This is a genomic window from Pseudomonas lutea, from assembly GCF_000759445.1.
In the GTDB taxonomy this organism is placed as follows: Bacteria; Pseudomonadota; Gammaproteobacteria; order Pseudomonadales; family Pseudomonadaceae; genus Aquipseudomonas; species Aquipseudomonas lutea.
The window spans coordinates 1,577,684-1,602,365 of sequence record NZ_JRMB01000001.1 but is presented as its reverse complement, the minus strand read 5'-3'; the positions used below and the strand labels follow the sequence as shown (position 1 = coordinate 1,602,365).

Here is a 24,682-nt window from a genome sequence, read left to right as displayed (position 1 = left end):
AGAAAGGACTGTTTCCCGAAGGATCCACTCATGAATGCGGTGCCGGTTAAGACCGACGAAGTATCAGCACACCCTCAGCGTTCGGCAACTTTTAATATGAATTCGCCGAAAATACTAACCACCCGAAGCCGGGTATTGATTGTCGTGGAGCGCCTGGAAGATTGGTCGTCTTACTTGCCCAGCGAACAGTTGATCAGCGCTCAGGATTATCTGGAAAACCCGCCGCAAGACAGCGCAGGCCAGCGGGTGCAAGTCATCAACCTGTGTCGCAGCTATCGCTACCTGGGCCATGGTTATTACTGTTCACTGCTGGCCGAAGCGCGTGGGCACCATGTCATCCCGTCGGTGAAAACCATCAGCGAGCTGACCCGCAAATCCCTGTACGGTCTGGTGTTGGATGACCTCGACAAGCGACTCGAACATGCGCTCCGCGATCACCCGTACGACGAAACCGAAGGGTTCACGCTGACCCTGTATTTCGGCCAGACCGATCTGGCGCCTTTGCAGGATCTGGCCCGCCAGTTGTTCGAGGCGTTTGCGGCGCCGATTCTGTTGGTCGAGTTTCGCAAGCGCGACAACTGGCACATCGCAGGGGTCAAGACCGGCGCGTTGATACGCTTGCGCGATCATCAGCAGGACCAGTTCGCCCAGTCACTGGACAGCTTCAGCCGCAAAATATGGCGCCAGCCGGCTTCACGTCGTGCCTACCGTTACGACATGGCGATCCTGCACGACCCACAAGAAGCGCTGCCGCCGTCAAATCGCAAGGCACTGGAGAATTTCATTCGGGTCGGCCAACAACTGGGTGTGGATGTCGAGCTGATCGAGAAGAAGGACTACGCGCGGCTCGCCGAATACGACGCCCTGCTGATCCGCGAGACCACCAGCGTCGATAATCACACCTACCGGTTCGCTAAAAAGGCCGAGAGCGAAGGGCTGGTGGTGATGGATGACCCGACGTCGATCCTGCGTTGCACCAACAAGGTCTACCTGACCGACCTGCTCAAGAGCCACAAACTGGGCATGCCGGCCACGGAAATTCTCTACAAGGAGCGCCCGGATGACCTGGAATGGGTGGCGGCACGGTTGGGTTTTCCACTGGTGTTGAAAATCCCGGACGGGTGTTTTTCCAAAGGTGTGATCAAGGTCAAAGACGCCCGACAACTGCAGGAAGCGGCCCGCGAGCTGTTCGAACACTCGGTGCTGCTACTGGCGCAGGAATACCTGTACACCGAATACGACTGGCGCATTGGTGTGCTCAACCGCAAGCCGGTCTTTGCGTGTCAGTACTTCATGTCGAAGGGGCACTGGCAGATTTACAACCACAAAGCCCTGGGTGCCGACATCAACGGTGAGTGCCGCACGCTGGCCGTTCACGATGCGCCGCGCGCAGTGGTCGACCTGGCCGTGAAGACCGCCAACCTCATCGGCGACGGCCTGTATGGCGTCGACCTCAAGCAGTCCGGCGAGCGTGTGGTGGTGATCGAAGTCAACGACAACCCCAACCTGGATGCGGGCACCGAAGACGCCTGGCTGCAGGACGACTTGTACGCGCTGGTGCTGGAGGAGTTCATTCGCCGGCTCGACATCAAACGCCGCGGTCTGGCGGGTTAGGACGGTGATCCGCAGCCACCGCCTGGAGGCGGGCAGGTTGACGCCGTGCGCGGAGGCTGAGGCCAGCGTGCTCTGCTTCAGCGACCCGAATCCAGCGGAAAAGGCCCTGCTGCTGGAGCGTTTTCACCTGGATGACCGTGCCCTGGCGTCTGCGCTGGACCCGGATGAGGTGTCGCGCATCGAGTTTCATCCCGATGCGTTGTTCATGATCTGGAAGCGTCCGGAGAACTACTCCGGCAAGCAGACGTTTGCCTTCGACGTGTCATCGTTCGGGTTGCTGCTCAGCCAGCAACACATGGTGCTGATCTGCGCAGACGACAAGCAGCTCGACGACCTGAACCTTGGGCAGCATCGACCGATGCATACGCCGCTGGACGTTTTGCTGGAGCTGCTGTTCGACAATATTCATCACTATCTGGGCCACCTCAAGGTCATCAAAATGATCGCCCGGGAGTTGCAGCAGCAGTTCAATGCGTCGATGGACAGCCGCCATCTGGTGCAGATGTTCAACCTCAGCGAAAGCCTGGTGTATTACATCAATGCCATCGACAGCAACGGCTCGGTGCTGACGCGTCTGCGTAATCACGCGCACAAACACCAGTTTGCCAGCGACAACGTAGCGCTGATCGAGGACATGATCATCGAGAACGAGCAGTGCCATAAACAGGCGAACATCTACTCCACGGTGTTTGCCAGCCTGATGGACGCGCGGGGGAATCTGGTCAATAACAACACTAACAACCTGCTGCGCAAACTGACGCTGATCAATGTGGTGTTTTTGCCGCTGAACCTGCTGGCGGGCATTGGCGGGATGTCGGAATTCAGCATGATGACCGCACCCCTTGCGTGGTGGATCAGCTACCCGGCGTTGCTGATCGGGATGGCCGGGCTGGGCGTGGGGATGGTGGTGATGCTAAAGCGCCTGGCGCGGGCCAGTCATTGAGGTAGCCCTGTTGCAATTTACCAGAGCGTGGCCCAACGCGGCCCTGCAGGAGCCGGCTTGCTGGCGAACGCGGTAAGTCAGTAACGGAGATGTTGAGTGACACGACGCCTTCGCCAGCAAGCCGGCTCCTACAGATTTGCGGCGTTAACGGATCAGGGGCGGAACGTGATGCTTTCGCGGCGGCCGCCGACCCGATACGCGAGGGCGCCTGACTCTTCCCGGTAGCCGGCGCGACACCACCCTGTTGGAATTCACACGAATCAGCGTGCGCCGTGTTGGAGCTCGCTGAAGCTATGGCACGACCTCCTTCGGTAGGAGCCGGCTTGCTGGCGAACGCGGTGGGTCAGCGCCGGACATGTTGAATGACACGACGCATTCGCCAGCAAGCCGGCTCCTACAGATTTGCGGCGTTACCTGTTGCGCGAGGGCGTCTGACTCTTTCTGGTAGCCGAAGCGACGCCACCCTGTTGGAATTCACAGGAATCAGAGTGCGTCGTGTTGGAGTTCGCGGAAGCTACGGCACGACTTCCTTCGGTAGGAGCCGGCTTGCTGGCGAACGCGGTGGGTCAGCGCCGGACATGTTGAATGACACGACGCCTTCGCCAGCAAGCCGGCTCCTACAGATTTGCGGCGTTACCCGTTGGGCGGCGATACCTGATGCATTCCAGGTGGCAGCCGGTTCGATGCGCAAAGGCGTGACATGTCATAAACAGGAACCACGGCTCGACATCCCAGTAGGCATTCATTCGAGCCATGGCCCGACACCACCCTGTCGGAATTCACAGAAGCGGTGGCCCGACCCCGCCCTGTAGGAGCCGGCTTGCTGGCGAACGCGGCGGCGCAGCTGGCGCTGTTAATCCGACGCCTGCAGGCCTTTTTGCTTCATCACCAGGTTCTTGTCCTTCTTGTACTGCAGCGCGACTTCCGGCGCCGGACCGCTCTTGCCGGTCTCCATCCACAGGCGCATGCGGCTGGCGTCAGCGAAATGGGTGTATTTGCCGAACGCATCGAGAATCACCACCGACACCGGACGATTGGCCATGCTGGTCAGCAGCACCAGGCAATGGCCCGCCTGATTGGTGAAGCCTGTCTTCGTTAGCTTGATGTCCCAGTTGGACTTACGCACCAGATGGTCCGTGTTGCTGAAACCAAGAACGTAGGTCGGTTTGCGGAACGTGACGGTTTTTTCCGGAGTCGTGCTCAGCTCGCGCAGCAGCGGGTAATTACGCGCCGCGAGCGCCAGTTTGGTCAGGTCGCGCGCGGTGGACACGTTGAACACCGAGAGCCCGGTGGGCTCCATGTACACCGTATGGCCCATGCCAAGCGCTTTCGCCTTGGCGTTCATCGCCCGGATGAACGCCGGATAGCCGCCCGGGTAGCTATGGGCCAGGCTCGCCGCCGCGCGGTTTTCCGAGGACATCAGGGTAATCAGCAGCATGTCACGGCGATTCAGTTCACTGCCCAGCTTGACGCGGGAGAACACGCCTTTCATCTCGGCGGTCTGTGAAATGTCGACCTTGACCATCTCGTCCATCGGCAGTTTTGCGTCGAGTGTCACCATTGCCGTCATCAGCTTGGTCACCGAGGCGATGGGCACAATGATGTCGGGGTTGCTGGCATACAGCACCTGACCCGTCTGCAGGTCGGTGATCATGGCGCTGCCGGAAGCCAGGTGAAGATTGGCCGGGTCGCGATTGAAAGCCGCAGGCTCGTTGGCGAGAGTGACGGTAGAAAGTGCGCAGCCTGTAAGTGCAAATAATAGGCCGATGAGGGAGTGACGAATTTTCAAGAGCAAAGCTCACTTAGTGATGGCAAGTTGCGTGGAAGGTCGCACTTTCTTCAAGGACGACAACAAGTTCGGCGCATTTTAGGAGCAAGTTTCTGAAGATGTCGATGGGCCGAGGCCTGGTTTCGTTAATAAACGTGCGCCGTATGGGTGAGGTTCAGGTAGCGGATCCAAAAAGCCTGTATCTAACAGGGTCCTGTTACTGAATTTGGCGGTGACGTTTGTCTGTAGCGTGCAGTCCGGGACACCCGAGCCGTGCGGGAACACCGATGTCGAGACAAAAAAAAGCCCGCGTCACAAAGGAGGCGGGCTAAAGGGGTGTGCGGAGCAACGCACGATTCACAGGGAAGAGCGAATAGGGGGTTCAGCTATTGAGCGGGCGGCCTTCAAGTTGCTGCGACAACGCTTGCGCCGCAGGCAAAGAGGGCAACGGACCGCTGACCGGCTCGCCGTTCTGAACCAGGTACCAGCAGGCCAACAGACCGCGCTCACGAAGTTGGGCGGGAACCGCGCTGCCGACAACCGACATGATTTGAACCTTGGTCATAAGTGCCTCCATCAATCTATGGCGCTACTTTACGGACCGGTTCGTTGATGCAGAAATCACTGTGCTCGATAGTGGTCATTGATGAGCGGTGGGGGCGGCGTTCAAGCGCTTGTGCGCACAGCGTCGCGGGACGGGTCGGGAAACCGGAAAACAAAACCCCGCCGGGGAGGCGGGGTCGTTGTAGAAGGGCGGCTATTCGGATGACGCCGCCTTCTTGCCAGGTTTAACGAGGCGCCGTTACCAGCGACCACCGCCGTGGTAGTAGCCTGGCGGTGGGCCGTAATAACGTGGCGGGCCGTAATAGCGGCGTTCGTACACCACAGGCCGTTCAACCACATAAGCGGGCTGGTAGTAAACCGGTGGCGGAGGCGGTGGCGCGTAATAAACAGGCGCCGGGGCCGCGTACACGGGGGCGGGCGATACATACGTCGGACCGGAAGCCACGGCTGCGCCGACGACACCGCCGACGACCGCTCCGATCACGGCTGCTCCGCCCCAGCCCGGGCCGCCGCCGTGAGCTTGTGCCTGGCCGGCGAGGGCGAGGGCGCCTAACAACAAGGCAACTTTGGGGATCTGACGAATCATGACTGTTCCTCGGTGTTCGGTCCCGTTGTCGCGTGCCTGCGTTACGCTCAGGCACTGCCACGGGATAACTTCTCAGACAACGACTTTGGAAATATCTGCGAGGCCGTTGCGTAAATTTTGTGTAAGGTATTCGCCAACTTTAATGACACTGACAGCCACGGGATTTGCATCCCTGCGGACAGGCGTCGCGATTCTACGCCTTTGCTCAGCGCCGTTCTAACACCACTCGGGAGATTTCATGTTGGTCACCGCCAGTAAGGAAACACTGTTGTGCATGTCGCTGGCCGGGCGCCCCGGCAACTTCGGTGTGCGATTCCATAATCATCTTTATCAGCAGTTGGGTTTGAATTTCTATTACAAGGCCTTCGCACCCAGCGACTTGCCCGCTGCCATCGCCGGCATGCGTTCGCTGGGCATTCGTGGATGCGGCGTGTCGATGCCGTTCAAAGAGGCGGCCATCGAACTGGTCGACGAAATGGACGCCTCCGCTGCTGCTATTCAATCGATCAACACCATCGTGAACACCGACGGTCATTTAAAGGCCTATAACACCGACTACATTGCCATCGCGCAACTGGTGGACACCCATCAAGTGCCGCGTACGCGCTTCGCCCTGCGTGGCAGTGGCGGCATGGCTAGAGCCGTCGCCTGCGCATTGCGCGACGCGGGCTTCACTGACGGTCTGATCGTCGCGCGCAATGAAACTGCGGGAAAGGCGCTTGCGCAGACTTGCGGATTTGCCTGGCAGGCCGAACTCGGCGGTGAACGGCCACCATTGCTGGTGAACGTCACACCCTTGGGCATGGCCGGCGATCAAGCCGACGCGCTGGCGTTTGACCAGGCCGCCATCGAACGCGCCGAGACTGCGTTTGACGTCGTCGCCACACCGGCGCGCACGCCATTCATTATTCAAGCCGAACGGTTGGGCAAACGCCTGATCACCGGCGACCAGGTTGCGGCCATTCAGGCGCTGGAGCAGTTCATTCTCTACACCGGCGTGACGCCCACCGAGGCGCAGTATCAAGCCGCGGCGGCGTTCGCACGGGGTTGAGAATAAAGCCGCAGCGGCAGCCGATGATCGTTTAGCAAATGATGCGGGATTTCGATGCGGATGCGGATGGAGGTTGGGCTGCTTATGCGGAATGCGCGCAACAATGCCGGCCGCCGCCACGACCTGTAGGAGTGCGCTTGCCCGCGAATGCGTTGGGTCATTGCATGCAGCTGTGTCGGGCAGGATGCCTTCGCGGGCAAGCGCGCTCCTACAATTGGCCGTCGTTTCAAACCAATCAATGGGTGACGCTGGCTTAAGCAACCATACCCCGCCAGCGACGGCAGCGACGGCAGCAACGGCAGCTGCGCAAGACAACGCCTGCGCCGCCACCACCTGTAGGAGCGCGCTTGTCCGCGAATGCGTTGGGTCATCGCATGCAGCTGCGTCGGGCAGGACGCCATCGCGGGCAAGCGCGCTCCTGGAATTGGCCATCGTTTCAAACCAATCACTGGGTGACGCAGGCTTGAGCCAACTTACCCCTCCAGCAACGCCAGCCGTTCTTCCAGCTCGGTGATGCGGGCTTCGAGCGTATCGATTCGCTCGATAAGCGCCGCATTGCCCGATCCACCTGAGCTGGAGGTGCCGCTAACGCCACGCTCCGCCGCGTGCTGTCGTGCGGCGAGGGCGGTTTCAAGGTCTGCCGGGTCGCCCAGTGCGTGCATGTAGCGGTCTTCACGCTGACCGGCCTGCCGTGGGATCAGCACCGCCAGGCCGCGCCCGATGAGCCGTTCGAGCTGATGCACCACTGCAGCCGTGTCGTCGAAATCGTGCATGCGGTTGCTGCGGGTCAAGAGCTCGTTGACGGTTTGCGGACCGCGCAAAAACAGCAACCCGCTCAGAATCAGTTGCGCCGGTACCAGCTCCAGGGTCTTGTCGACGCGGTGCTCCCAGCGGTCCGCCCGGCTGCCCATGACCAGTCGCGTCAGCTGCAGGCTCTCTAGCGCCCGCAGGCTCTGGCCTACTTGCCCCGGCGTCAGGTTCATCACCGGCTCCCGACTGGTTTTCTGGTTACACGCCAGCACCAGTGCATTTAGGGTGAGGGGGTAGCTCTCGGGATGGGTCGCCTGCTTCTCGATGAGGCAGCCCAGGATGCGCACCTCAATGCTGTTCAGTTGCAGCGCCTCTGCGGTTTCAACGGTATTTTCGCCATCCTGCTCGTCAGCCATGACCCATTCCCCAAGCGTTGAAAAGGCTATGAGGGTAGGGGCTGGATGAGGTAAAAGACAAGCCGCGATCGCGTTCGCCCTCAGGCGACCCATTCCTTCAGGAACTGCCATGACCCTTTCTCTCTACGCCGCTTCGATTCCCGTCTTCAAGCAAATGCTTACCGCCCTGGCTGCCGTATTGGCCAAAGGTGAAGCTCACGCCACCGCCAAAAACATTCAGCCGGACGCCCTGCTGCAGGCGCGTCTGTTCCCCGACATGTTCCCTTTGGTGCGTCAGGTGCAGATCGCCGTGGATTTCGCCAAAGGCGCCGGCGCACGTCTGGCGGGCATGGAACCGCCAAAATACGAAGACAGCGAAACCACCTTCGCCGACCTCCAGGCGCTGCTGACCAAGGTCCTGGCCTTCCTGGACACCATCAAGGCCGAGCAAGTCGATGGCAACGAAGCGCGGGAAATCGTGCTGCGCCCCGGCACTGACAAGGAAAAGCGCCTGGACACTCAGACCTACCTGCTGCACTACTCGTTGCCGCAGTTCTTCTTCCACGTCACCACCGCCTATGACCTGCTGCGTCACAACGGCGTGGAAGTCGGCAAGCGCGATTACATGGGCGCTTACTGATCGGTCTCGCTGGGTCGCCTGACTCGCTGTCTGACTGGCTTCGCAATCCGGTTCAGCTCAGGCAGTGAGTCGTGTTTGGTGCAGCGTCTCTGATACCCTTCGCATCCAGTTTTTTGCCACATCCGATCGACCGCTCCGCGAGGACCGGTCGTTTCGTCGTTCTGGAGACTTCATGTTTTTCCCCATTTACCTGTTGTCGGCCGCCGGCTTTACGGTACTGACCACAGAGTTCGTGATCGTCGGTCTGCTGCCTGCCATCGCCCGAGACCTGGCCGTCACCATCCCCCAGGCCGGCTTGCTGGTCACCTTGTTCGCCTTCACCGTCGCCTGTTTCGGGCCGTTCCTGACAGCGTGGTTTTCACGCTTCGAGCGCAAGCGCCTGTTCATCTCGGTGCTGATTCTGTTCGGCATATCCAACGCCGTCGCGGCACTGGCCCCCAACATTTGGGTGATGGCCGTCGCGCGACTGATCCCGGCACTCGGGCTGCCGGTGTTCTGGGCGCTGGCCAGCGAGACTGCCGTGGACATTGTCGGCCCGGATCACGCCGGACGCGCGATCGCGAAGATTGGTTTCGGTATCGTCTGCGCCACCGTTTTCGGCATCCCGGTCGGCACCTTGATCTCTGATGCCATCGGTTGGCGCAGCGCTTTTGCCATTCTGTCCTTGGTGGCTTTTGCCAAGGCGTTGCTGTTGTTCATCTATCTGCCGCGCAGCCTGCACAAGGATCAGGCGTCGCTGCGCAGTCAGTTCGGCATTCTGCGCAGCCCGTTGATGCAGGGGCATGTCCTGCTGTCGGTGCTGGTGTTCAGCGGCATGTTCACCGCCTACACCTATCTGGCCGACATGCTTGAACGGCTCGCCGGGTTCGACGGCACTGTGGTCGGCTGGTGCCTGATGGGCTTCGGCGCAGTGGGTTTGCTGGGCAACTCGCTCGGCGGGCGGCTGGTGGACCGTCATCCCTTGATCGCCAGCGTGATCTTCTGCACGTTCATGATCGGCGGCATGGTCATGGTGGTGCCAAGCATGCATACCCTGCCGGCCCTGGCATTGGCTTTGGCGGTTTGGGGCGCGACCCAGGCGGCGCTGTTTCTGGTCAGTCATGTCCGGTTGATGAAGGCAGCACCCCAAGCCCCGGCTTTCGCCGCATCGCTGAACATCGCCGGGGCCAACCTGGGCATCGGCATTGGCGCGATCATTGGCGGTCGGGTGATCGATCATCTCGGGCTGGGGAGCCTCGGCTTCGCGGCAGCGGGCATCATTGTGCTGTCGATCCTGCTGGCACTGCTGCTCATGACTGTTCGACCGCGCACCGCGACCTGCGAGGGCTAGTCCGGGAACAACTGACGACGGGCGCCTTCGGTGATGGCGATGATGCCGGGGTGGCTGACCTTGCGCTCGACCGAGATCGCATAGAACGACTCGGTAACCGCATCGGTATGGCCGATCAGCTCGACGTCATATTGCTCGATCACTTCATCGGCGATGACGCTCGGCGCGATAAAGATGCCGCTGCCGGACTTGCCAAACGCCTTCATCAGGGCGCTGTCGTCAAACTCGCCGACGATCTTCGGCTGAATGTTCTGCTCGGCGAACCAACGCATCAAGCGGCTGCGCACCACCGTCTGCTGGCCTGGCACCAACAGTGGTGCGCCTTGCATGCCATGGGGGAAGTTCTGCCCGTAAGCGGCGGCGAGCGTGCGGGTGGCAAAAAAACTCACGCCGCATTCGCCCAGCTTCTGGCTATAACCTTTAATGTCCAGATGGGAAGGCATAGGGCTGTCGGAGATCACCAGATCAAGGCGCTGAATGGCGAGGTCCGCCAGCAGACGCTCCAGTTGATCTTCCCGGCAACTGATCCGCACCAGTTCGTTGAGCGCCATGCTGGGGGCGATCAGCCGATAGACGATGGACTTGGGCACAACGTCGGCGACGCCGACCCTGAACAGAATCTGCTGTTCGTCGGGTTGTGCGCGCAGCACAGCCTCGAGTTCACCGCCCAGTTGGAACATTTGTTCGGCGTAGGGCAGGGCAACGCGACCGGTTTCGGTCAGCTCGAGCTGGCGGCCGACGCGCTTGAATAACTCAACGCCGTAAGTCTGTTCCAGCAGGCTGATCTGCCCGCTGATGGTCTGCGGCGTGAGGTTTAACTGCTCGCACGCCCGGACGATGCTGCCCGTCTTGGCCACGACCCAGAAGTAATGCAGCTGCCGGTAGTTGAGCATAGGTCTCGTCACTTCGTAAAAACCGAAGTATACGCCTGAAAAATACGAATTTTGCTGAAGTGTTTCCGTGCCTAGAATGCCGGCCTATCCCTGAACGAACCTGGACAACCGTTATATGGAATACCTTCTGGAACTGGCTGCAAGCCCAACGGCGTGGATCGCGCTGGCGACACTCGTCGTCATGGAAATCGTGCTCGGCATCGATAACCTGATCTTCATCTCGATTCTCACCAACAAACTGCCCGTGCATCAGCGCACCAAGGCGCGCCGTATCGGTATCAGCATGGCGCTGATCCTGCGTCTGGGCCTGCTGACCACTGTCGCCTGGATCGTCCAGTTGACCGAACCGGTGGTAGAGATTTTGGGCCAGACATTCTCCTGGAAGGACATGATTCTGATCGCCGGTGGTCTGTTCCTGGTCTGGAAAGCCACCACTGAAATTCACCACAGCGTAGACATCAAGACCGAAGCCGAAAAAGCTGCCTCCAACACGGTCACGTTGGGCATGGCCGCCGCGATCGGTCAGATCCTGATGCTCGACCTGGTGTTTTCGATCGACAGTATCGTCACCGCCGTGGGCATGACTGAACACCTGCCGATCATGGTTATTGCTGTGATTGCTGCGGTGATTGTGATGCTGGTAGCGTCCGAACCGCTCGCCAAATTCATCAATGACAACCCGACTGTGGTCATGCTGGCGCTGGGTTTCCTGATCATGATCGGTATGACCCTGATCGCCGAAGGTTTCGGCGCCCACGTTCCAAAAGGCTACGTCTACACCGCCATGGCGTTCTCGGCTCTGATTGAGGTGCTGAACATGCTGGTGCGCAGGTCTCGCCAGAGAAGGCTTGACGCTGAAGCCCAGGCACAGAAGGTCTGATGCACAGCTAACTGCTGCGAATTGCACAATGCGGTAAACAAAACGGTCGGGATGGTTGCCATCGCCGACCGTTTTTTATCGGCGTCGTGTGCGTCCTGAGCGAAGCATCAGTGCGCAGTGACGTGGTGAATCTTGCGCTGTGCGCGCTGCTGCGGTTTGGCAGCTTCGGTTTGCCGATAATGCGGGTGATGACGGCGGGAAATCCGCATCACACCCCACAACATGGCGGCTGCAACGGCAAGCCAGGCGGCGATCAACATCACAATGGTCATTCCGAGGCTCATGGCTTCCTCCGGCTCTTCTCTTCGTCTCTTAGTCATCGACAGTCTACTCACCGGGTTGTTGCCAGAAGTTGACCGATGGTCAAAATAAGTGGACCGGTTTGTTCTATCCGGCCTCGTGGGAAGTACCTTGAGCTTTAGCATAGGGGGAGGCCGGGCTATACCACGCCGTTGCAGCGCTCTATCATCCGGGCTCAGGCTGGATCCAGAGATCCTTCGCCATCTGTCAAGTGAGTAGAGAACGTGCAGGCATTGACGCGAATGGATAGGGTGGCAGGGCAACGAAAATGGCTGGCGGTTGCCGCTCTGCTGGTGCTGTCGGGCTGTTCGAACCAGCACAACTGGAAGCCCGGATATCCGCCGCAGTACAAGGCGCTCCCCGATCGTGTGGAGATCAACGCGGTGCCGTCATTTCGCGGCAAGGATTACCAAAGCGCGCCCTTTGCGCTGGCCAGCATGCTGACCGTTCACGGCGTTCAGACCACGCCGGGGCTGCTCGAGAAACCACTGAAGTTACCCGGCGCGGAGGACTCGCTGGACCGGAGCATGCCGAATCTGGCCCGTGAATACGGTTTTGTGGTGTACCCGGTGGATCGCAACTTGCCGGACGTGCTGGCGCAGGTTTCAGCGGGTTACCCGGTCATGGTGCGGTTTTCGGATGGCTCGCTGTGGTGGAAAGAGCAGCGCTATGGCGTGCTGGTCGGCTTTGATCAGAACAAGCGCACGGTGTTGATCTACACCGGGCCGGGGCGCGTCACCGAAAGTTTCGAGTCGTTTACTTCGGACTGGAATGACGGCGGCAACTGGGCGGTGCTGATCCAGAGCCCGCGGCAATTGCCGGTTCCGGTCGACCGCGAGCGCTGGTTGAAAGCCGCCAATGATCTGGCCCAGGCCGGGCAGGAACAGGCGGCGGGCGAGGCGGTGAAGGCGCTGAACAATCCGGCTGCCCGCTCAGAGAAGTGAGCGGTGGTGCTGGATCGCATGGCAAAACCTGTAGGAGCCGGCTTGCTGGCGAATGCGGTGAATCAGCCAAGAGGATGCAAGCTGGTTAAACGGGTTCGCCAGCAAGCCGGCTCCTACGGGTCTGATGCCCGCCATCAAGCCATCAAGCCATCAAGCCAGCAAGCCAGCAAGCCGGCTCCGGCGGGTCTGGTGCCCGCCAGCACGCCGGCGCCTGCGGGTGTGATGGCCGTCGGCAAGCCGGCTCCTGCAGGTGTGATGCCCGCCAGCACGCCAGCCCCTACAGGTGTGATGCTCTGCCCGCTCAGAGAAATAAGCGGTGGCTGGATCGCATGTAAAAACCTGTAGGAGCCGGCTTGCTGGCGAACGCGGCGTTTCAGTTGCTACATTAGCGTCTGATCGATCGCATTCGCGGGCAAGCGTGCTCCTACAATCGGATGAGCATCCGAGCCGATGCAAGACGCCGGCGTTTTCCCTCAGAACCCCAGCCTGTCCCGCAAGCTGTAGTACCAGGCGCCCAAGGCGGTAAGCGGCGTGCGCATCAACTGGCCGCCTGGAAACGGGTAGTGGGGCAGGCCGGCGAACGCGTCGAACCGCTCTGCCTGACCGCGAAGTGCCTCCGCCAGCACCTTCCCCGCCAGGTGCGTATAGGTCACCCCGTGACCGCTGCATCCCTGGGAATAATAGATGTTGTCACCCAGCCGACCGACTTGCGGCAACCGCGAGAGCGTCAGCAGGAAGTTTCCGGTCCAGGCGTAGTCAATTTTCACATCTTTGAGCTGGGGAAACGCCTTGAGCATCTTCGGACGGATGATGGCTTCGATATTGGCGGGATCACGAGCGCCATACACGACGCCGCCGCCGAAGATCAGACGCTTGTCACCTGACAGTCGGTAGTAATCCAGCAGGTAGTTGCAGTCCTCGACGCAGTAATCCTGCGGCAACAGAGTGCTTGCCAGTTCTTCGCTCAACGGTTCTGTCGTGATGACCTGCGTCCCGCAGGGCATCGATTTGGCTGCCAGCTCCGGCACCAGATTGCCCAGATAGGCATTGCCCGCCACGATGATAAACTTGGCCCGAACCCTCCCTTCGGCGGTATGCACGACGGGGTTCACGCCGCGGTCGATGCTAATGGCGGCCGACTGCTCATGGATGACTCCACCCAGTGACTCGACAGCTGCGGCTTCGCCCAGCGCCAGATTGAGCGGGTGGATGTGGCCGCCGCTCATGTCGAGCATGCCGCCGATGTACTGATCACACGCAACCACTTCACGGATACGGCGTTGATCCATCAACTCCAGCTGGCTGTGCCCGTAGCGCTCCCAAAGGCGTTTTTGTGCCTCCAGATGGCCCATCTGCTTGGGCGTGATCGCGGCAAAAACGCCGCCGTCCTTCAGGTCGCATTGGATCTGATATTTAGCCACCCGGTCGCGGATGATCTGCGCGCCTTCAAAAGCCATGTGCCCCAACAGTTGGGCTTCCTTGGCGCCGACGGTGTTCTCGATGACGTCGATGTCACGGCTGTAGCTGTTGACGATCTGCCCGCCGTTGCGGCCTGAAGCGCCGAAGCCGACTTTTGCGGCTTCCAGAACGGTCACCCTGAACCCGTGTTCGAGGAGGAACAGCGCGCTCGACAGCCCGGTGTAACCGGCGCCGATGATGCACACGTCCGTTTCGATGTCCCCTTGCAGGCGGGGCCGTGCCGGAGCCACGTTGGCCGAAGCGGCGTAATAGGAATGCGGATATGAAGTGTTCGTCATCCTGTAAGCCCCGTTTTATATTTTTTACGAATGGGCGGATGCTACCTGAGATGAAATTCACTCACCAGCCGGGCATGGCCTTTGAAATCGCGGCGAGGGGCGAGAAAAGGAGTGCACGGGCATGGGCGGAGTCGAGCTTGGGGTTTCAAAAGTCTTCCGCTTTCATGGGGTTAGGAGGTAATCACCGTTGACAGCAATCCTGATCCCGGTAGAATGCCGCCCCACAGCAGGCACGTAGCTCAGTTGGTTAGAGCACCACCTTGACATGGTGGGGGTCGTTGGTTCGAGTCCAATCGCGCCTACCAAACAAATCCGCTCTGCTGGGCGGTAACGAAAAAGGGTGGTCCGACAGGACCACCCTTTTTTTTTTGTTCGTAAAGGCTTTCAGGCGGACGACGTCCCGCGCGATCTGTCAGTCGGCCTTGGCCCGGGTAATCCGACCGGCCCGGATTTCATCGACATAGGCCCGTAGACGGTCTGCGTCCTTGTACTGCTGGTTCATCAGATGCAGCACCGCTACTACGTCCACGTCGTTGACGCGTTCGGCGAGGCGGCTGATTTCACCGGCGGTGCGCTCCAGATTCGCCGCGATGGTGCTCAGGTCACGCTTGAATTCCATCGCTGATTTTTTCATGCCCACGGTGCCATTCTCCACTGTTGATCATCCGTCTCGCGACGCATTGTCAGGCGCGGCGGCGACGCACTATAACAAAGCAAAGGCGACAGGCACGAAAAGGGCGCTGTTCAAGCGCCCCGGGATTACTGCATCCACATCGTGCTGTCAGCCGCCGGCGCCGCCAGCGCTGGACGAGCCTGACCCTTTGCTGCCGCCGCCGTTGGTGGTGTCTCCGCCTGGCAAGTCGGCATCGTTATTACTGCCGGTGCCGTTGCTCATTGAAGTGCCGCCGCCGAAGCTGATGCCCTTCTTGGTCTGGGTGTCTACCTCGGAACCTTGTCGAGACGGGTCACTGCCCTGTACGCGCGGGTCGATTCCGGTCTGTGACGGCGGCGGCCCCATGTCTGGAGAAGTCGCGCCCGCCAGTGCGCCGAGCGAGGTGCATGTCAGGGCGCAGCCGAGAGCCAGTGCAGCAATTGATCTATTCATCAGGTGATCTCCGTGTGTCGTGGTCCTTGTGTGCGTTGGGCATCGGATATCCGCCCGTAGTGCCATGCCGGCGACAGGCGGCAGCTGAGCCTTCATTGTCGATGGTCTGGTTGGGCCTGCGGCGTCGGCAAGGCCGGGTGATCGATTCGCTAAATAATTTGCAGATTCAGGGGCTTACTGAGCGAAAAAGACGTTGACAGCTATTTGAATATCCGTAGAATGCCGACCCACAGCAGGCACGTAGCTCAGTTGGTTAGAGCACCACCTTGACATGGTGGGGGTCGTTGGTTCGAGTCCAATCGCGCCTACCAAACAAATCCGCTCTGCTGGGCGGTGAAGAAAAGGGCGAATCTAAAGATTCGCCCTTTTTATTGCCCGCGATTTTGTTGTCTGCGATTTACGTCTTCTGTCGTTGCCCACGTCGGGTGGGCAAGCCCACCGCTGATAGCGGGCCCGCAGCCCAGGACGCTCTACCCCAGCCCAGGCTCAATTCATCGGGCTCAATGAAATAATTCCGGTTTTTTCCTCCTTGCGTCTGGACCTTTTCCCCTGATGCGCGATCATCAGTGCATGGAAATCCAGAGGAGGTGTGTATGTTTAGCCGGTCGTTGACCCTTGCCGTTTTGTTCGCCGTGTCGAGCCCTTTGCTGGCTGCCGACGGCGATACCCCACTGTCACAGGAGCGCGGCAAGACCCGTCCACTGATCGTGATCGCGTCAAGCTCCGTAGACCCCACGCTGGTCAGCCTGAAGAAAAATCTGGAAGAACCCGCCAACAAGGAGGGGTTCGCCAAGCGCGACATGGTGCTCTACACCATCATCAACACGGTCGGGCAGCGCAACGGTAAGGATCTCGACGCCCAGACCACCATGGCGCTGGTGCGCGAACTCAAACTGGGCGCCCAGGCAGGCGGCCAGGCTCAAGTGATTCTGGTGGGCAAGGACGGCGAGAAGAAAATGACCCACAACGGTCCGATTGAGCCCAAGGAAATCTTCAGCACCATCGATCAGATGCCGATGGCGGAAAAGGAAGCGGCCGCCGCCGCGCCTGCAGCCCCTGTGGCCGAACCCAAGGCGGCTGCACAACCTGGAAAACCCGGCAAGCCGGGGAAAGCCGCACCTGCTGCGCCGCCGGCCGGCCTGGATGACTGACCCGACAATCGGATCGGAAGAAGCGCCCGTTTAACGCCAGGCGTGTGGCCTGGATGAGGTTGCTGGTACCATCGGTCCTTTTTTACCAAAAGGGATTGTCATGAAGCAGTGGGCGGGCGCGCTGGCGCTGGTGGCGTTGACGGGTTGCATGAGTTTGAACCAAACGCGTTCGGCGGGTCCGGCGCAGGTGTATACCAGTCAGAAACCTGCCACTGCCGTGGCCGAATGCATCAAGGTCACCTGGGCTAACGTGCAATTGTTCGGTGACGTGGCGGATGTCTTCATGGCCAAGGGCGAGCCCGATGCCTTTACGGTCTACACCACCGAGGGCCAGTATTTCGCCGACGTCGCCGGCAAGGCAGGGATGACCAGGGTCAGCTTTTACGCCAAGCCAGGCGCCAATGCCGTAGAGCAGCGCGGCGCAGTGCTCGCCACCTGTCTCTGATTCATCCGATGGACGCTCGGGGCAGGGCGGCGAATCTGGCCAATCGGCCGGGTACTCGCCCTGTCCTGGCGGCCATCCCGTGCTTCACATGGGCGGTGTCACGCCATTTTCTCCGGCAGAAACCGATAGCGCGGTCAGCGTGCTGTCGGCTGCTTTCTGCGCCTGCAGGACCACTTTCACGCCTGGCTTGAGCAGCCCTCGATCACCCGGCACCAGATTGACGATCGGTACGTCATCGGGAATGACGATGGTCTTCTGCCCGCCCTTGTAATTGACGGTGATCGTGCGCCCGTTGCTGGCGACGAGATCACCCACCGAGCCATTGGTCATTGTGCTGTCCGGCGTCAGGTCGAATGCGCGATGGCCGTCGCCCGTGCCTGCCATCTCTGGCGGAAACACATGGACCTCCAGTGCTTTCAACGAGCCATCCGGCAACGGCACTGCCGCGGAACCGATGTAGCTGCCCGGTTTGATTTCGGACACCTGCGCCAGGGTTACGCCGCGAATCTGCGTGTTCGGGGTCACGGCCACCTGCAGATCTTCGCCACGGTTGCTGTGGATTTTCAACGCGTCACCGTCGACCGCCGTGATTGTGCCGCGCACGCGCATGGGCTTGCCATCCTCCGCGCAGGCAGGCAACGCGCTTGCCAGCAGGGTGCCCAGCAAGGCCGACATCAGAAGGGTGCGACGCAAAGGTTGAGGCTTATGGATGTTCATTGAGAGCAGAGATCCTGTGATGGGGCGAGCTCTCAGCATAACGCCAGTCTTGAGAGCGGTGGATGACATCGGCGTCAGTGATCATGACTTCGCGAGCACGCTCTTCGCGATTGTGCGGTTCTCGCCACGCGCATTGGGCACGGCGGGCTCAAGCAGGCAGTGACTTGCACTGAGCGATTACATAGAACACTTGCATAGTGGAATAGAATAAAAATGAATTTAATTAATTATCGCGTGAGTGTTAGGGTTTTAAAAAGTCAGACTTACCCGGGTTTTTGGTTATTAAGCCGTCGTTGCTGACTGTCATTTCACTCATTCGGTAAGGGAACACCATGGCCCGTTTTGATCAATTAAGCCGACGGCGCGTGCTGGGCATCGCCGGGGCTGCGCTGGCTTCGCCACTGCTGCTGTCGTTACCCCGCGTCCTCTGGGCCGCTGACGAACACGCAGACCATGCCGGGCAGGGCGGTGATCCTGCAGCAGAGCCGGCGGGCACCGGGCAATTCATCCGCCTCGATCAACCGTGCTCGCTGAAGCTTGCAATCAATCTGAACGCGGTCTGCCTGGCGCCGGTGGTGATCGCCTACGGCCAGGGCTTCTTCAAAAAGCACAATCTGGAGGTCGAGCTGGTCAACTTCGGCAACTCCACTGAAGTGCTGCTGGAAGCGATTGCAACAGGCAAGGCTGATGCGGGCATCGGTATGGCGCTGCGTTGGCTCAAGGCGCTCGAACAGGGGTTCGACGTCAAGCTGACCGCCGGCACCCATGGCGGGTGTTTGCGTTTGCTCAGCGCAGCGGACGGCCCGGTCAACAGGCTGGAGGACCTCAAAGGCAAGGCCATCGGTGTCACCGATATGGCGAGCCCGGACCGGAACTTCTTCTCCATTTTGCTGAAGAAACATGGCGTTGACCCGGTTCGCGATGTGGAGTGGCGGCTGTATCCGGCCGACCTGCTGGGCACCGCGCTGGAGCGGGGCGAGGTCCAGGCCGTGAGCGGAAGCGACCCGTTCATGTACCGGCTGATCAAAGCCGGCAAGGCGCGCGAACTGTCGTCCAATCTCGTGGAAGACTACGCCAATCTCAGCTGCTGCGTGGTCGGGGTCACCGGCAAGCTGGCCCGTGATGACAAGCGTGTCGTGGCCGCGCTGACCCAGGCCATTCTGGAGGCCCATGACTATTCGGTAACGCACCCGGAAGAGGTGGCCAAAGGGTTCCAGGCCTACGCCCTCAACACCACAACGGAGGAAGTGGTTGCGATTCTGCATGACCACACCCACGGCCATCATGCGGTCGGCGCAGCGTTGACCGCAGAAATCGCCACCTACGTGCGCGATCTGAAGACTGTCGAAGTCATTCGTCAAAGCACCGATGCCGATGGCTTTGCTGCGGAGATCACTGCCAATGTCTTCAATTGAGATGACGGCCGACGTGGAGCGGTTGAACACCCCGGCAAACCCGTTTTGGTTACAGGGGCTGCTGGCTGCAGCGTTCTGGCTGGCGACCGCGTTGCTGGTTGTGTACGTGCCCAACGCATCGCGCAGCTGGCCGATGACCCAGGGCCTGGCCAATCTTTGCCTGATCGTGACCGGGCTGATTGTGCTCGCCGTGATCCTCAGGCGCTGGTCCCGTCCGTTGGCGGTGCGTACCGCCAGACTCGGGCCGTGGCTGATTGCCCTGCCGCTTCTGCTGTCCGTCTGGGAGCTGCTTACCGCCAAACTCGCCTGGCTGCCGGTGCCGTTCTTCGCCCCGCCCCAGGCGTTGCTGGACGTTTACGTGGATGACTGGCGGCGCCTCGCCGACAGCCTGTTTCACTCGGCCATCCTATTGGGCAGTGGCGTAGCGCTCGGTGCGTTGACGGGGTTCATTGCCGGCGTCGCCATCGGCTGGTCGCGCAGTATCGGCTACTGGCTGCATCCGGTTTTGCGCATCCTGGGGCCGGTGCCGTCCACCGCCTTGCTGCCGCTGTGCTTTTTCCTTTTTCCCAGCAGCTGGAGCGCCAGCGTTTTTCTCATTGCTCTGGCGACCTGGTTTCCGGTCACGGTGCTGACCTGGTCAGGGGTGGCGAGCGTCGACAAGGCCTACTACGACGTAGCGCGTACCCTGGGTGCCAATCAGCGTTTTCTGATCTTCAAAGTGGCGATCCCCGCCGCGCTGCCTCATGTGTTCGTGGGCTTGTTCATGGGCCTCGGCGCGTCGTTTTCAACACTGGTGGTGGCGGAGATGATGGGCGTCAAGTCGGGAATCGGCTGGTACCTGCAATGGGCGCAAGGCTGGGCGGCGTACGCCAACATGTACGCGGCGTTGTTGATCATGGCGCTGGCGTGTTCGGGGCTGATTTCAGCGCTGTTTCTGGTGCGTGACCGTCTGCTGGCGTGGCAACAAGGAGCGATGAAATGGTAAGTGCAGGGATAGCAGAAAGCGTTGAGTCCACTCGTGGCCTGGCGCTGCGCATCGATAACCTGAGCCACGGCTTCGTACTTGAGGGTCACCGGTTGCCGGTGCTGGAGCACGTGTCGCTGGCCGTCGAACCGGGAGAGTTCGTCGCGCTGCTGGGGCCTTCGGGTTGCGGAAAATCAACCCTGCTGCGTCTGGTCGCAGGGCTTGAGAGGGCGGACAGTGGAGCTTTGCTGGCGGATGGCGAAGCGATCACCGGGCCTGATCCGACCCGCGTGGCGGTGTTTCAGGACCCGACGCTGTACCCATGGCGCCGGGTCTGGGACAACGTGGCCTTGGGCCTCGACGCCCGGGGGTTGCTGAAAACCACCCGGGGCAAGGTCGATGAAGCGCTGGCGAAAGTGGGCCTGAGCCAGTTCGCCCGAGCCTACCCGCGACAACTGTCGGGCGGGATGGCGCAGCGAGTGGCGCTGGCACGGGCGCTGGTCAACGAGCCACGGCTGCTGATCCTTGACGAGCCACTGGGCAAGCTTGATTCTCTGACCCGGATTGCCATGCAGCAGGAGCTGATTGATCTGTGGCAGCGCCAGGGTTACACCGCGCTGCTGGTCACTCACGATGTCGAGGAGGCGCTGTTGCTCGCCAATCGCGTCATCGTGTTCAGCGACCGGCCGGCGCAGATCAAAGCCGAATTGACGATCGACCGGCCGTACCCTCGGCATCGCGATGACCCGTACCTGGTCGATCTGCGCAGGCAGATTCTGGGCCTGCTCGGACTGGGACAAAGCTGGTAGCGAACAACGAGGGCGGCGTGCACCGATCGACGCGAGTGCAAGCCGTTGGGCGACTCGCACCTGCACCGCCGAGCGTTACTGCTGCAGGGAAATGGCCGTGTTCTGCAGTTTCGGCTGGTTGTACAGACTGACCAGCACCTCATCGAGCACCGAGGACGCGCCCCACGGACGCGGGTCGTTGAGAATCGCGACCACCACCCAGGTGTTGCCGTTGCTGTCACGGCTGAACCCGGAGATCGCGCGAACCGTGTTCAGCGTGCCGGTCTTGATGTGGGCCTGACCCCGCAGCGCCGTACTCTTGAGGCGCTTGCGCATGGTGCCGTCCATGCCCGCCAGCGGCATCGAACTCATGAATTCTGCCTGATACGGGCTGTTCCAGGCGGCCTGGAGCATCTGCGCCATCTCGCGCGCACTGACCCGTTCGGCGCGGGACAGGCCAGAGCCGTTCTCCATGACCAGATGGGTCGCAATGATGCCTTTTTTCGCCAGCCACTGGCGCACCACGCGCTGCGCTGCCTTGGCGTCATCGCCGTCCGCTTCGTTGCGGAACTCCGCGCCCAGGCTCAGGAATAACTGCTGCGCCATGGTGTTGTTACTGAATTTGTTGATGTCGCGAATGATCTCGGCCAGGTCCGGAGAAAACGCTCTCGCCAGCAGCTTGGCGCTGCCCGGAGTGACGTCCAGCCGGTCCTTGCCAAGAATGCTCCCGCCCAGTTCCTGCCAGATGGCCCGCACGGCGCCTGCCGTGTAGGTCGGGTGGTCAAGCAGCGACAAGTACGTCTGAGAATTACAGCCATCGCCCAACTGACCTGTAACGGTCACGCTGATGCCGCCGTCGGCTTCCGGGACCGGGTTGTACAGCACATCGCCGGTACACTTGTTCGACGACAACGCCTTGACCTGGTTATTGATGTGGATGGCCGCGATGGGCGGCTCAACCGAGATCAGAATCTTGCCGCCGTCGTTGCGGGTGATGAAGCGCAGGGCCTTGAGGTTGACCATCAACGAGTCCGGGCGGACCAGGAATGGTTTGTTCTTGTCGTTGCCGTCGTCATCGAAGACCGGCAATTGCGGCTGCACGAAATGGCTGCGGTCGAGCACCAGATCACCGGTGACTTGCTGCACGCCATTGGCGCGCAGGTCTCGCATCAACAGCCAGAGGCGTTCCATGTTCAGCTTGGGGTCGCCGCCGCCTTTCAGGTAAAGGTTGCCGCGCAGCACGCCATTGCTGAGGGTGCCGTCGGTGTAGAACTCGGTTTTCCACTGGTGGGTAGGGCCAAGCATTTCAAGGGCCGCGTAAGTCGTCACCAGCTTCATGGTGGACGCCGGATTGACCGAAACGTCGGCATTGAACACCGTCGGCGTGCCCGGGCCGCTGACCGGCAGCATCACCAGCGACAGCGCATCATTCTGCAGTTTGCTGGCTTTGAGTGCTGCCTGGACCTTGGGTGGCAAGGCAGTGTTGATCGGGGCGGCGGCGATAGAGAACGAAAGGGGGAAGAGCAGGGTGGCCATCAACAACGGACGCAAAGACTTGATCATTCAATAAACCCTACTGCACTGATAACGAGATGAAGAGGGGATGAATTCCCTCGCAGTGTGAACACAAGACCAGAAAATGCCCGTGGGCCGGGCGTGACACTGGCCTTCGGTAAAGCGGCATTATGCCCCAAGCTTTGGTGACTTGCGCCGGGTTACTGCCGTCAAACGGCGCTATTTTTTGCTCATGTCCATTCAATGTCACGTTAAACCGTCAAATTCCTGCGCCGGGTGCTCATAACTGACCCGGTCACGCCTGCGTCGCTTTGCGTTGTTGGGCCAATCTTGATGGCAGAGAACAAAATCGCAGGCAAAAAAAACCACCCTTCAGGGTGGCTTCTTTGGGTATCAGCGTGGCGGGAGACCGCCTGCTGATCAGCTGGCCGCGTTGATCGGCGTTTCAGGGTACCAGGCGTCCAGCAGCGGGCTGACAGTTACCTTGGTCAGCTCGTCACGGCCGTTCAGCCAAGCCTCGACAGCAGCGCGCTGCTCTTCGGTGACCGAACCACGATCAGCCTTGCAGACCAGACCGAAGTCGTCGCCGCCGACGTAGTCCAGGCCGTTACCGTCCATGGCTTCTGTCAGGAACGCGTCGAGGAATGCATCGATTGCCTCGTCACTCAGATCCTCTTTGAATTCCAGGTTCAGCTCGAAGCCCAATTCCTGAAACTCGTCGACACAGAGCTTTTTGCGCAGACGACGGGAGCGATTAGTGGCCATTGAAGCATTCCTCTTGAGTAATTTCGGGGCGCAGTCTACCAGCTTAGTAGCCGCCCTGCCTGCTTCGTCGGCGGCCGGTTGGCCAGACGCCCGCAAGCCGAACATCCGCGCCGGGCTTTCAACGCGCAGCCGCTTGGCGATTACGCATCATCAACAAGGCAACCAGGATCGCCACGACCGCGATCGCAGTCGCCACCCATCCCAAAGACCCGAGGCCGAAGTGGCCGATGCCCAGCCCACCGAAAATGGCTCCCAAGCCAATACCGGCATTGGCCGCTGAAATATTCATCGTCGCCGCCAGCGCCTGGGCTTTTGCCCCTGCCTGCATCACGCGCACCTGGCATACCGGGAACAGCGCGGTGTAGGCAATGCCCCACAGGACTAGCGCGGCGATCAACCAGACATGTTCAGTTGCCAGCGGAATGGCGGCGGCCATGCCGATGCTCAGAATGACCAGAAACAGCACCATTGCACCCAGCGGGCTGCGATCCACCAGCGCGCCACCCCAATGGTTGCCGATCATGCCGACTGCGCCGAAGCCCATCAGCCACCAGCCCACCTGGTTGGTCGGCACACCGGCGAGGGTCTGCAGGATGTCGGCCAGGTAGGTGTAAGCCGTGAACATCGCGGTGAACGCGAGCACCGACAGCGCGATGTGCGCCAGGAAGCGCGGCTGCTTGAGGATGTCCGTCTGCTTTTCACCGTGCTTGGCCGGAGACGACGGCAGGGTTGGCATGCAGAGCTGCATCAGGATGGCGATCACCAGCGAAATGACCGCCAGCACCCAGAAACTGCCGCGCCAGCCAAGGGTATCGGCGGCCACGGTGCCCAGCGGCACGCCAAATACCAGAGCCGCGGAAATGCCGAGATACACGCGCGACACCGCCTGACCCGATTTACCGGGCGCTGCCAGTTGCCCAGCCGTTTCGCTGGCCGTGCCCCAGAACACTGGCAAGCCCAGCGCCGGAATAAACCGCGCGAGGGCCATGACCCAGATGTTGGTGGACAACGCCGCCAGCACGTTGGACGCCGCAAACACCAGCAGGATGATCGTGAAGAGCTTCTTGCGTTCCACGCCTGCCAGTTTTGCCGTGAGGAACGGCCCGAACAACATGACAGTGAAGGCGAACAACGTGACGACCTGGCCTGCCACCGCGATCGACACGCCAAGGTCACGGGCCATCGCCGGGAGCAATCCGACGATGAGGAATTCAGTGGTGACGATTATGAACGCGGCGATCGCCATGATCAGAATCTGGACGCCTGAACGGGATGCAGCAGCAGGCTGCGACGCCGTGGCGGAGGTGGAAGGTGGCATAGGTTAACTCCAAAGACTTTGCCATAGCCTATTGAAGATTTGCTTTCTCATCCGCGACATAAATGACTTACTCTCGCGAACTGA

The 24,682-nt window shown here is 60.5% G+C and carries 25 protein-coding genes and 2 tRNA genes; 14 read left to right on the top strand and 13 right to left on the bottom strand.

All coding sequences use genetic code 11. The annotated features are described in order from the left end of the window. Positions 1-30: 30 nt before the first annotated feature. Together LT42_RS06850 and LT42_RS06845 are read left to right on the top strand one after the other, a co-directional pair. The gene (locus tag LT42_RS06850) at positions 31-1,614 is read left to right on the top strand and encodes a RimK family protein (protein ID WP_037010996.1); all 1,584 of its coding nucleotides are present in this window, start codon (positions 31-33) and stop codon (positions 1,612-1,614) included. Positions 1,615-1,618: 4 nt separating this feature from the next. Continuing rightward, positions 1,619-2,557 (top strand): magnesium transporter CorA family protein, encoded by a 939-nt coding sequence (locus tag LT42_RS06845; RefSeq protein WP_037010994.1) that lies wholly within the window; start codon positions 1,619-1,621, stop codon positions 2,555-2,557. 853 nt (positions 2,558-3,410) lie between these two features. On the opposite strand, the gene pbpG is transcribed toward LT42_RS06845, so the two are convergent. The 3 genes from pbpG to LT42_RS06830 all read right to left on the bottom strand — a co-directional run bounded on the left by pbpG (position 3,411) and on the right by LT42_RS06830 (position 5,475). After that, positions 3,411-4,346, bottom strand: a complete 936-nt coding sequence (pbpG, locus tag LT42_RS06840; protein WP_037010992.1) for a D-alanyl-D-alanine endopeptidase — start codon at positions 4,344-4,346, stop codon at positions 3,411-3,413. Between the two features lie 361 nt (positions 4,347-4,707). Beyond that, positions 4,708-4,890, bottom strand: a complete 183-nt coding sequence (locus tag LT42_RS06835) for a hypothetical protein (protein WP_037010989.1) — start codon at positions 4,888-4,890, stop codon at positions 4,708-4,710. 237 nt (positions 4,891-5,127) lie between these two features. After that, complete coding sequence (locus LT42_RS06830) at positions 5,128-5,475, bottom strand: hypothetical protein (protein ID WP_037010986.1); 348 nt, start codon at positions 5,473-5,475, stop codon at positions 5,128-5,130. 238 nt (positions 5,476-5,713) lie between these two features. On the opposite strand from LT42_RS06830, the gene LT42_RS06825 reads away from it, so the two are divergent. Next, positions 5,714-6,526 (top strand): shikimate 5-dehydrogenase, encoded by an 813-nt coding sequence (locus LT42_RS06825; protein WP_037010983.1) that lies wholly within the window; start codon positions 5,714-5,716, stop codon positions 6,524-6,526. Positions 6,527-6,999: 473 nt separating this feature from the next. Here LT42_RS06825 and LT42_RS06820 read toward each other — a convergent pair whose 3' ends face one another. After that, positions 7,000-7,692: a YceH family protein gene (locus LT42_RS06820; RefSeq protein WP_037010980.1), complete on the bottom strand. Its 693-nt coding sequence runs from the start codon at positions 7,690-7,692 to the stop codon at positions 7,000-7,002. A gap of 109 nt (positions 7,693-7,801) precedes the next feature. On the opposite strand from LT42_RS06820, the gene LT42_RS06815 reads away from it, so the two are divergent. Next, positions 7,802-8,311, top strand: a complete 510-nt coding sequence (locus tag LT42_RS06815) for a DUF1993 domain-containing protein (RefSeq protein ID WP_037010976.1) — start codon at positions 7,802-7,804, stop codon at positions 8,309-8,311. Between the two features lie 172 nt (positions 8,312-8,483). Further along, positions 8,484-9,641, top strand: coding sequence for an MFS transporter (locus LT42_RS06810; protein ID WP_037010974.1), 1,158 nt, complete (start codon positions 8,484-8,486; stop codon positions 9,639-9,641). On the opposite strand, the gene nhaR is transcribed toward LT42_RS06810, so the two are convergent. Beyond that, complete coding sequence (nhaR, locus tag LT42_RS06805; RefSeq protein ID WP_037010972.1) at positions 9,638-10,534, bottom strand: transcriptional activator NhaR; 897 nt, start codon at positions 10,532-10,534, stop codon at positions 9,638-9,640. The genes LT42_RS06810 and nhaR overlap by 4 nt on opposite strands. Before the next feature lie 115 nt (positions 10,535-10,649). Between nhaR and LT42_RS06800 the strand changes: the two genes are divergently transcribed. Next, positions 10,650-11,414: a TerC family protein gene (locus LT42_RS06800; protein WP_037010970.1), complete on the top strand. Its 765-nt coding sequence runs from the start codon at positions 10,650-10,652 to the stop codon at positions 11,412-11,414. 107 nt (positions 11,415-11,521) lie between these two features. On the opposite strand, the gene LT42_RS26005 is transcribed toward LT42_RS06800, so the two are convergent. Continuing rightward, positions 11,522-11,698 carry a hypothetical protein gene (locus LT42_RS26005; RefSeq protein ID WP_162835392.1) on the bottom strand — a complete coding sequence of 59 codons (177 nt, stop codon included), beginning with the start codon at positions 11,696-11,698 and terminating at the stop codon, positions 11,522-11,524. Between the two features lie 258 nt (positions 11,699-11,956). Between LT42_RS26005 and LT42_RS06795 the strand changes: the two genes are divergently transcribed. Then, entirely contained in the window at positions 11,957-12,658 is a 702-nt protein-coding gene (locus LT42_RS06795) for a lipoprotein (RefSeq protein WP_037010968.1), read from the top strand. Positions 12,659-13,131: 473 nt separating this feature from the next. On the opposite strand, the gene LT42_RS06790 is transcribed toward LT42_RS06795, so the two are convergent. Further along, complete coding sequence (locus LT42_RS06790; RefSeq protein WP_037010964.1) at positions 13,132-14,415, bottom strand: NAD(P)/FAD-dependent oxidoreductase; 1,284 nt, start codon at positions 14,413-14,415, stop codon at positions 13,132-13,134. Positions 14,416-14,643: 228 nt separating this feature from the next. Here LT42_RS06790 and LT42_RS06785 point away from each other — a divergent pair. After that, positions 14,644-14,720, top strand: a tRNA-Val gene (locus tag LT42_RS06785). Between the two features lie 107 nt (positions 14,721-14,827). Here the strand turns inward: LT42_RS06785 and LT42_RS06780 are convergent. Together LT42_RS06780 and LT42_RS06775 are read right to left on the bottom strand one after the other, a co-directional pair. Further along, complete coding sequence (locus LT42_RS06780) at positions 14,828-15,049, bottom strand: hypothetical protein (RefSeq protein WP_276209497.1); 222 nt, start codon at positions 15,047-15,049, stop codon at positions 14,828-14,830. A gap of 147 nt (positions 15,050-15,196) precedes the next feature. Continuing rightward, the gene (locus LT42_RS06775) at positions 15,197-15,520 is read right to left on the bottom strand and encodes a hypothetical protein (RefSeq protein ID WP_037010962.1); all 324 of its coding nucleotides are present in this window, start codon (positions 15,518-15,520) and stop codon (positions 15,197-15,199) included. 234 nt (positions 15,521-15,754) lie between these two features. On the opposite strand from LT42_RS06775, the gene LT42_RS06770 reads away from it, so the two are divergent. The 3 genes from LT42_RS06770 to LT42_RS06760 all read left to right on the top strand — a co-directional run bounded on the left by LT42_RS06770 (position 15,755) and on the right by LT42_RS06760 (position 17,116). After that, a tRNA-Val gene (locus LT42_RS06770) sits at positions 15,755-15,831 on the top strand. A gap of 282 nt (positions 15,832-16,113) precedes the next feature. Continuing rightward, on the top strand, positions 16,114-16,671 hold the full coding sequence (locus LT42_RS06765; protein ID WP_037010959.1) for a DUF4174 domain-containing protein: 558 nt from the start codon (positions 16,114-16,116) through the stop codon (positions 16,669-16,671). A 100-nt stretch (positions 16,672-16,771) separates the two neighbouring features. Next, a complete protein-coding gene (locus LT42_RS06760) occupies positions 16,772-17,116 on the top strand; it encodes a hypothetical protein (RefSeq protein WP_037010956.1) in 345 nt (114 codons plus the stop codon). 84 nt (positions 17,117-17,200) lie between these two features. Here the strand turns inward: LT42_RS06760 and LT42_RS06755 are convergent, their stop codons facing one another. Beyond that, entirely contained in the window at positions 17,201-17,833 is a 633-nt protein-coding gene (locus tag LT42_RS06755) for a DUF5666 domain-containing protein (RefSeq protein ID WP_037010948.1), read from the bottom strand. Positions 17,834-18,165: 332 nt separating this feature from the next. Here LT42_RS06755 and LT42_RS06750 point away from each other — a divergent pair, with 332 nt between their 5' ends. Genes LT42_RS06750 through LT42_RS06740 form a run of 3 tightly spaced genes read left to right on the top strand, consistent with a single transcriptional unit; the run spans position 18,166 to position 21,021 of the window. Further along, the gene (locus tag LT42_RS06750) at positions 18,166-19,248 is read left to right on the top strand and encodes an ABC transporter substrate-binding protein (protein ID WP_037010946.1); all 1,083 of its coding nucleotides are present in this window, start codon (positions 18,166-18,168) and stop codon (positions 19,246-19,248) included. Next, positions 19,235-20,233 (top strand): ABC transporter permease, encoded by a 999-nt coding sequence (locus LT42_RS06745; RefSeq protein ID WP_208855889.1) that lies wholly within the window; start codon positions 19,235-19,237, stop codon positions 20,231-20,233. The genes LT42_RS06750 and LT42_RS06745 overlap by 14 nt, the downstream gene beginning before the upstream one ends. After that, positions 20,227-21,021 (top strand): ABC transporter ATP-binding protein, encoded by a 795-nt coding sequence (locus LT42_RS06740; RefSeq protein ID WP_037010944.1) that lies wholly within the window; start codon positions 20,227-20,229, stop codon positions 21,019-21,021. The genes LT42_RS06745 and LT42_RS06740 overlap by 7 nt, the downstream gene beginning before the upstream one ends. A 75-nt stretch (positions 21,022-21,096) precedes the next feature. Here the strand turns inward: LT42_RS06740 and dacB are convergent, their stop codons facing one another. The 3 genes from dacB to LT42_RS06725 form a co-directional block, all read right to left on the bottom strand. Next, the gene (gene dacB / locus LT42_RS06735) at positions 21,097-22,563 is read right to left on the bottom strand and encodes a D-alanyl-D-alanine carboxypeptidase/D-alanyl-D-alanine endopeptidase (RefSeq protein ID WP_037010942.1); all 1,467 of its coding nucleotides are present in this window, start codon (positions 22,561-22,563) and stop codon (positions 21,097-21,099) included. Between the two features lie 372 nt (positions 22,564-22,935). Further along, the gene (locus LT42_RS06730) at positions 22,936-23,280 is read right to left on the bottom strand and encodes a YggL family protein (RefSeq protein ID WP_037010941.1); all 345 of its coding nucleotides are present in this window, start codon (positions 23,278-23,280) and stop codon (positions 22,936-22,938) included. Positions 23,281-23,398: 118 nt separating this feature from the next. Next, positions 23,399-24,598 (bottom strand): MFS transporter, encoded by a 1,200-nt coding sequence (locus LT42_RS06725; RefSeq protein WP_037010940.1) that lies wholly within the window; start codon positions 24,596-24,598, stop codon positions 23,399-23,401. Positions 24,599-24,682 lie beyond the last annotated feature (84 nt).

Bases quoted from the DNA above. Each gene is read 5' to 3' on its own strand.
- LT42_RS06850 (WP_037010996.1), top strand. From the start codon at position 31: ATGAATGCGGTGCCGGTTAAGACCGACGAAGTATCAGCACACCCTCAG.
- LT42_RS06835 (WP_037010989.1), bottom strand. From the start codon at position 4,890: ATGACCAAGGTTCAAATCATGTCGGTTGTCGGCAGCGCGGTTCCCGCC.
- LT42_RS06830 (WP_037010986.1), bottom strand. From the start codon at position 5,475: ATGATTCGTCAGATCCCCAAAGTTGCCTTGTTGTTAGGCGCCCTCGCC.
- LT42_RS06825 (WP_037010983.1), top strand. From the start codon at position 5,714: ATGTTGGTCACCGCCAGTAAGGAAACACTGTTGTGCATGTCGCTGGCC.
- LT42_RS06820 (WP_037010980.1), bottom strand. From the start codon at position 7,692: ATGGCTGACGAGCAGGATGGCGAAAATACCGTTGAAACCGCAGAGGCG.
- LT42_RS06815 (WP_037010976.1), top strand. From the start codon at position 7,802: ATGACCCTTTCTCTCTACGCCGCTTCGATTCCCGTCTTCAAGCAAATG.
- LT42_RS06810 (WP_037010974.1), top strand. From the start codon at position 8,484: ATGTTTTTCCCCATTTACCTGTTGTCGGCCGCCGGCTTTACGGTACTG.
- nhaR (WP_037010972.1), bottom strand. From the start codon at position 10,534: ATGCTCAACTACCGGCAGCTGCATTACTTCTGGGTCGTGGCCAAGACG.
- LT42_RS06800 (WP_037010970.1), top strand. From the start codon at position 10,650: ATGGAATACCTTCTGGAACTGGCTGCAAGCCCAACGGCGTGGATCGCG.
- LT42_RS26005 (WP_162835392.1), bottom strand. From the start codon at position 11,698: ATGAGCCTCGGAATGACCATTGTGATGTTGATCGCCGCCTGGCTTGCC.
- LT42_RS06795 (WP_037010968.1), top strand. From the start codon at position 11,957: ATGGATAGGGTGGCAGGGCAACGAAAATGGCTGGCGGTTGCCGCTCTG.
- LT42_RS06790 (WP_037010964.1), bottom strand. From the start codon at position 14,415: ATGACGAACACTTCATATCCGCATTCCTATTACGCCGCTTCGGCCAAC.
- LT42_RS06780 (WP_276209497.1), bottom strand. From the start codon at position 15,049: ATGAAAAAATCAGCGATGGAATTCAAGCGTGACCTGAGCACCATCGCG.
- LT42_RS06775 (WP_037010962.1), bottom strand. From the start codon at position 15,520: ATGAATAGATCAATTGCTGCACTGGCTCTCGGCTGCGCCCTGACATGC.
- LT42_RS06765 (WP_037010959.1), top strand. From the start codon at position 16,114: ATGTTTAGCCGGTCGTTGACCCTTGCCGTTTTGTTCGCCGTGTCGAGC.
- LT42_RS06760 (WP_037010956.1), top strand. From the start codon at position 16,772: ATGAAGCAGTGGGCGGGCGCGCTGGCGCTGGTGGCGTTGACGGGTTGC.
- LT42_RS06755 (WP_037010948.1), bottom strand. From the start codon at position 17,833: ATGAACATCCATAAGCCTCAACCTTTGCGTCGCACCCTTCTGATGTCG.
- LT42_RS06750 (WP_037010946.1), top strand. From the start codon at position 18,166: ATGGCCCGTTTTGATCAATTAAGCCGACGGCGCGTGCTGGGCATCGCC.
- LT42_RS06745 (WP_208855889.1), top strand. From the start codon at position 19,235: ATGTCTTCAATTGAGATGACGGCCGACGTGGAGCGGTTGAACACCCCG.
- LT42_RS06740 (WP_037010944.1), top strand. From the start codon at position 20,227: ATGGTAAGTGCAGGGATAGCAGAAAGCGTTGAGTCCACTCGTGGCCTG.
- dacB (WP_037010942.1), bottom strand. From the start codon at position 22,563: ATGATCAAGTCTTTGCGTCCGTTGTTGATGGCCACCCTGCTCTTCCCC.
- LT42_RS06730 (WP_037010941.1), bottom strand. From the start codon at position 23,280: ATGGCCACTAATCGCTCCCGTCGTCTGCGCAAAAAGCTCTGTGTCGAC.
- LT42_RS06725 (WP_037010940.1), bottom strand. From the start codon at position 24,598: ATGCCACCTTCCACCTCCGCCACGGCGTCGCAGCCTGCTGCTGCATCC.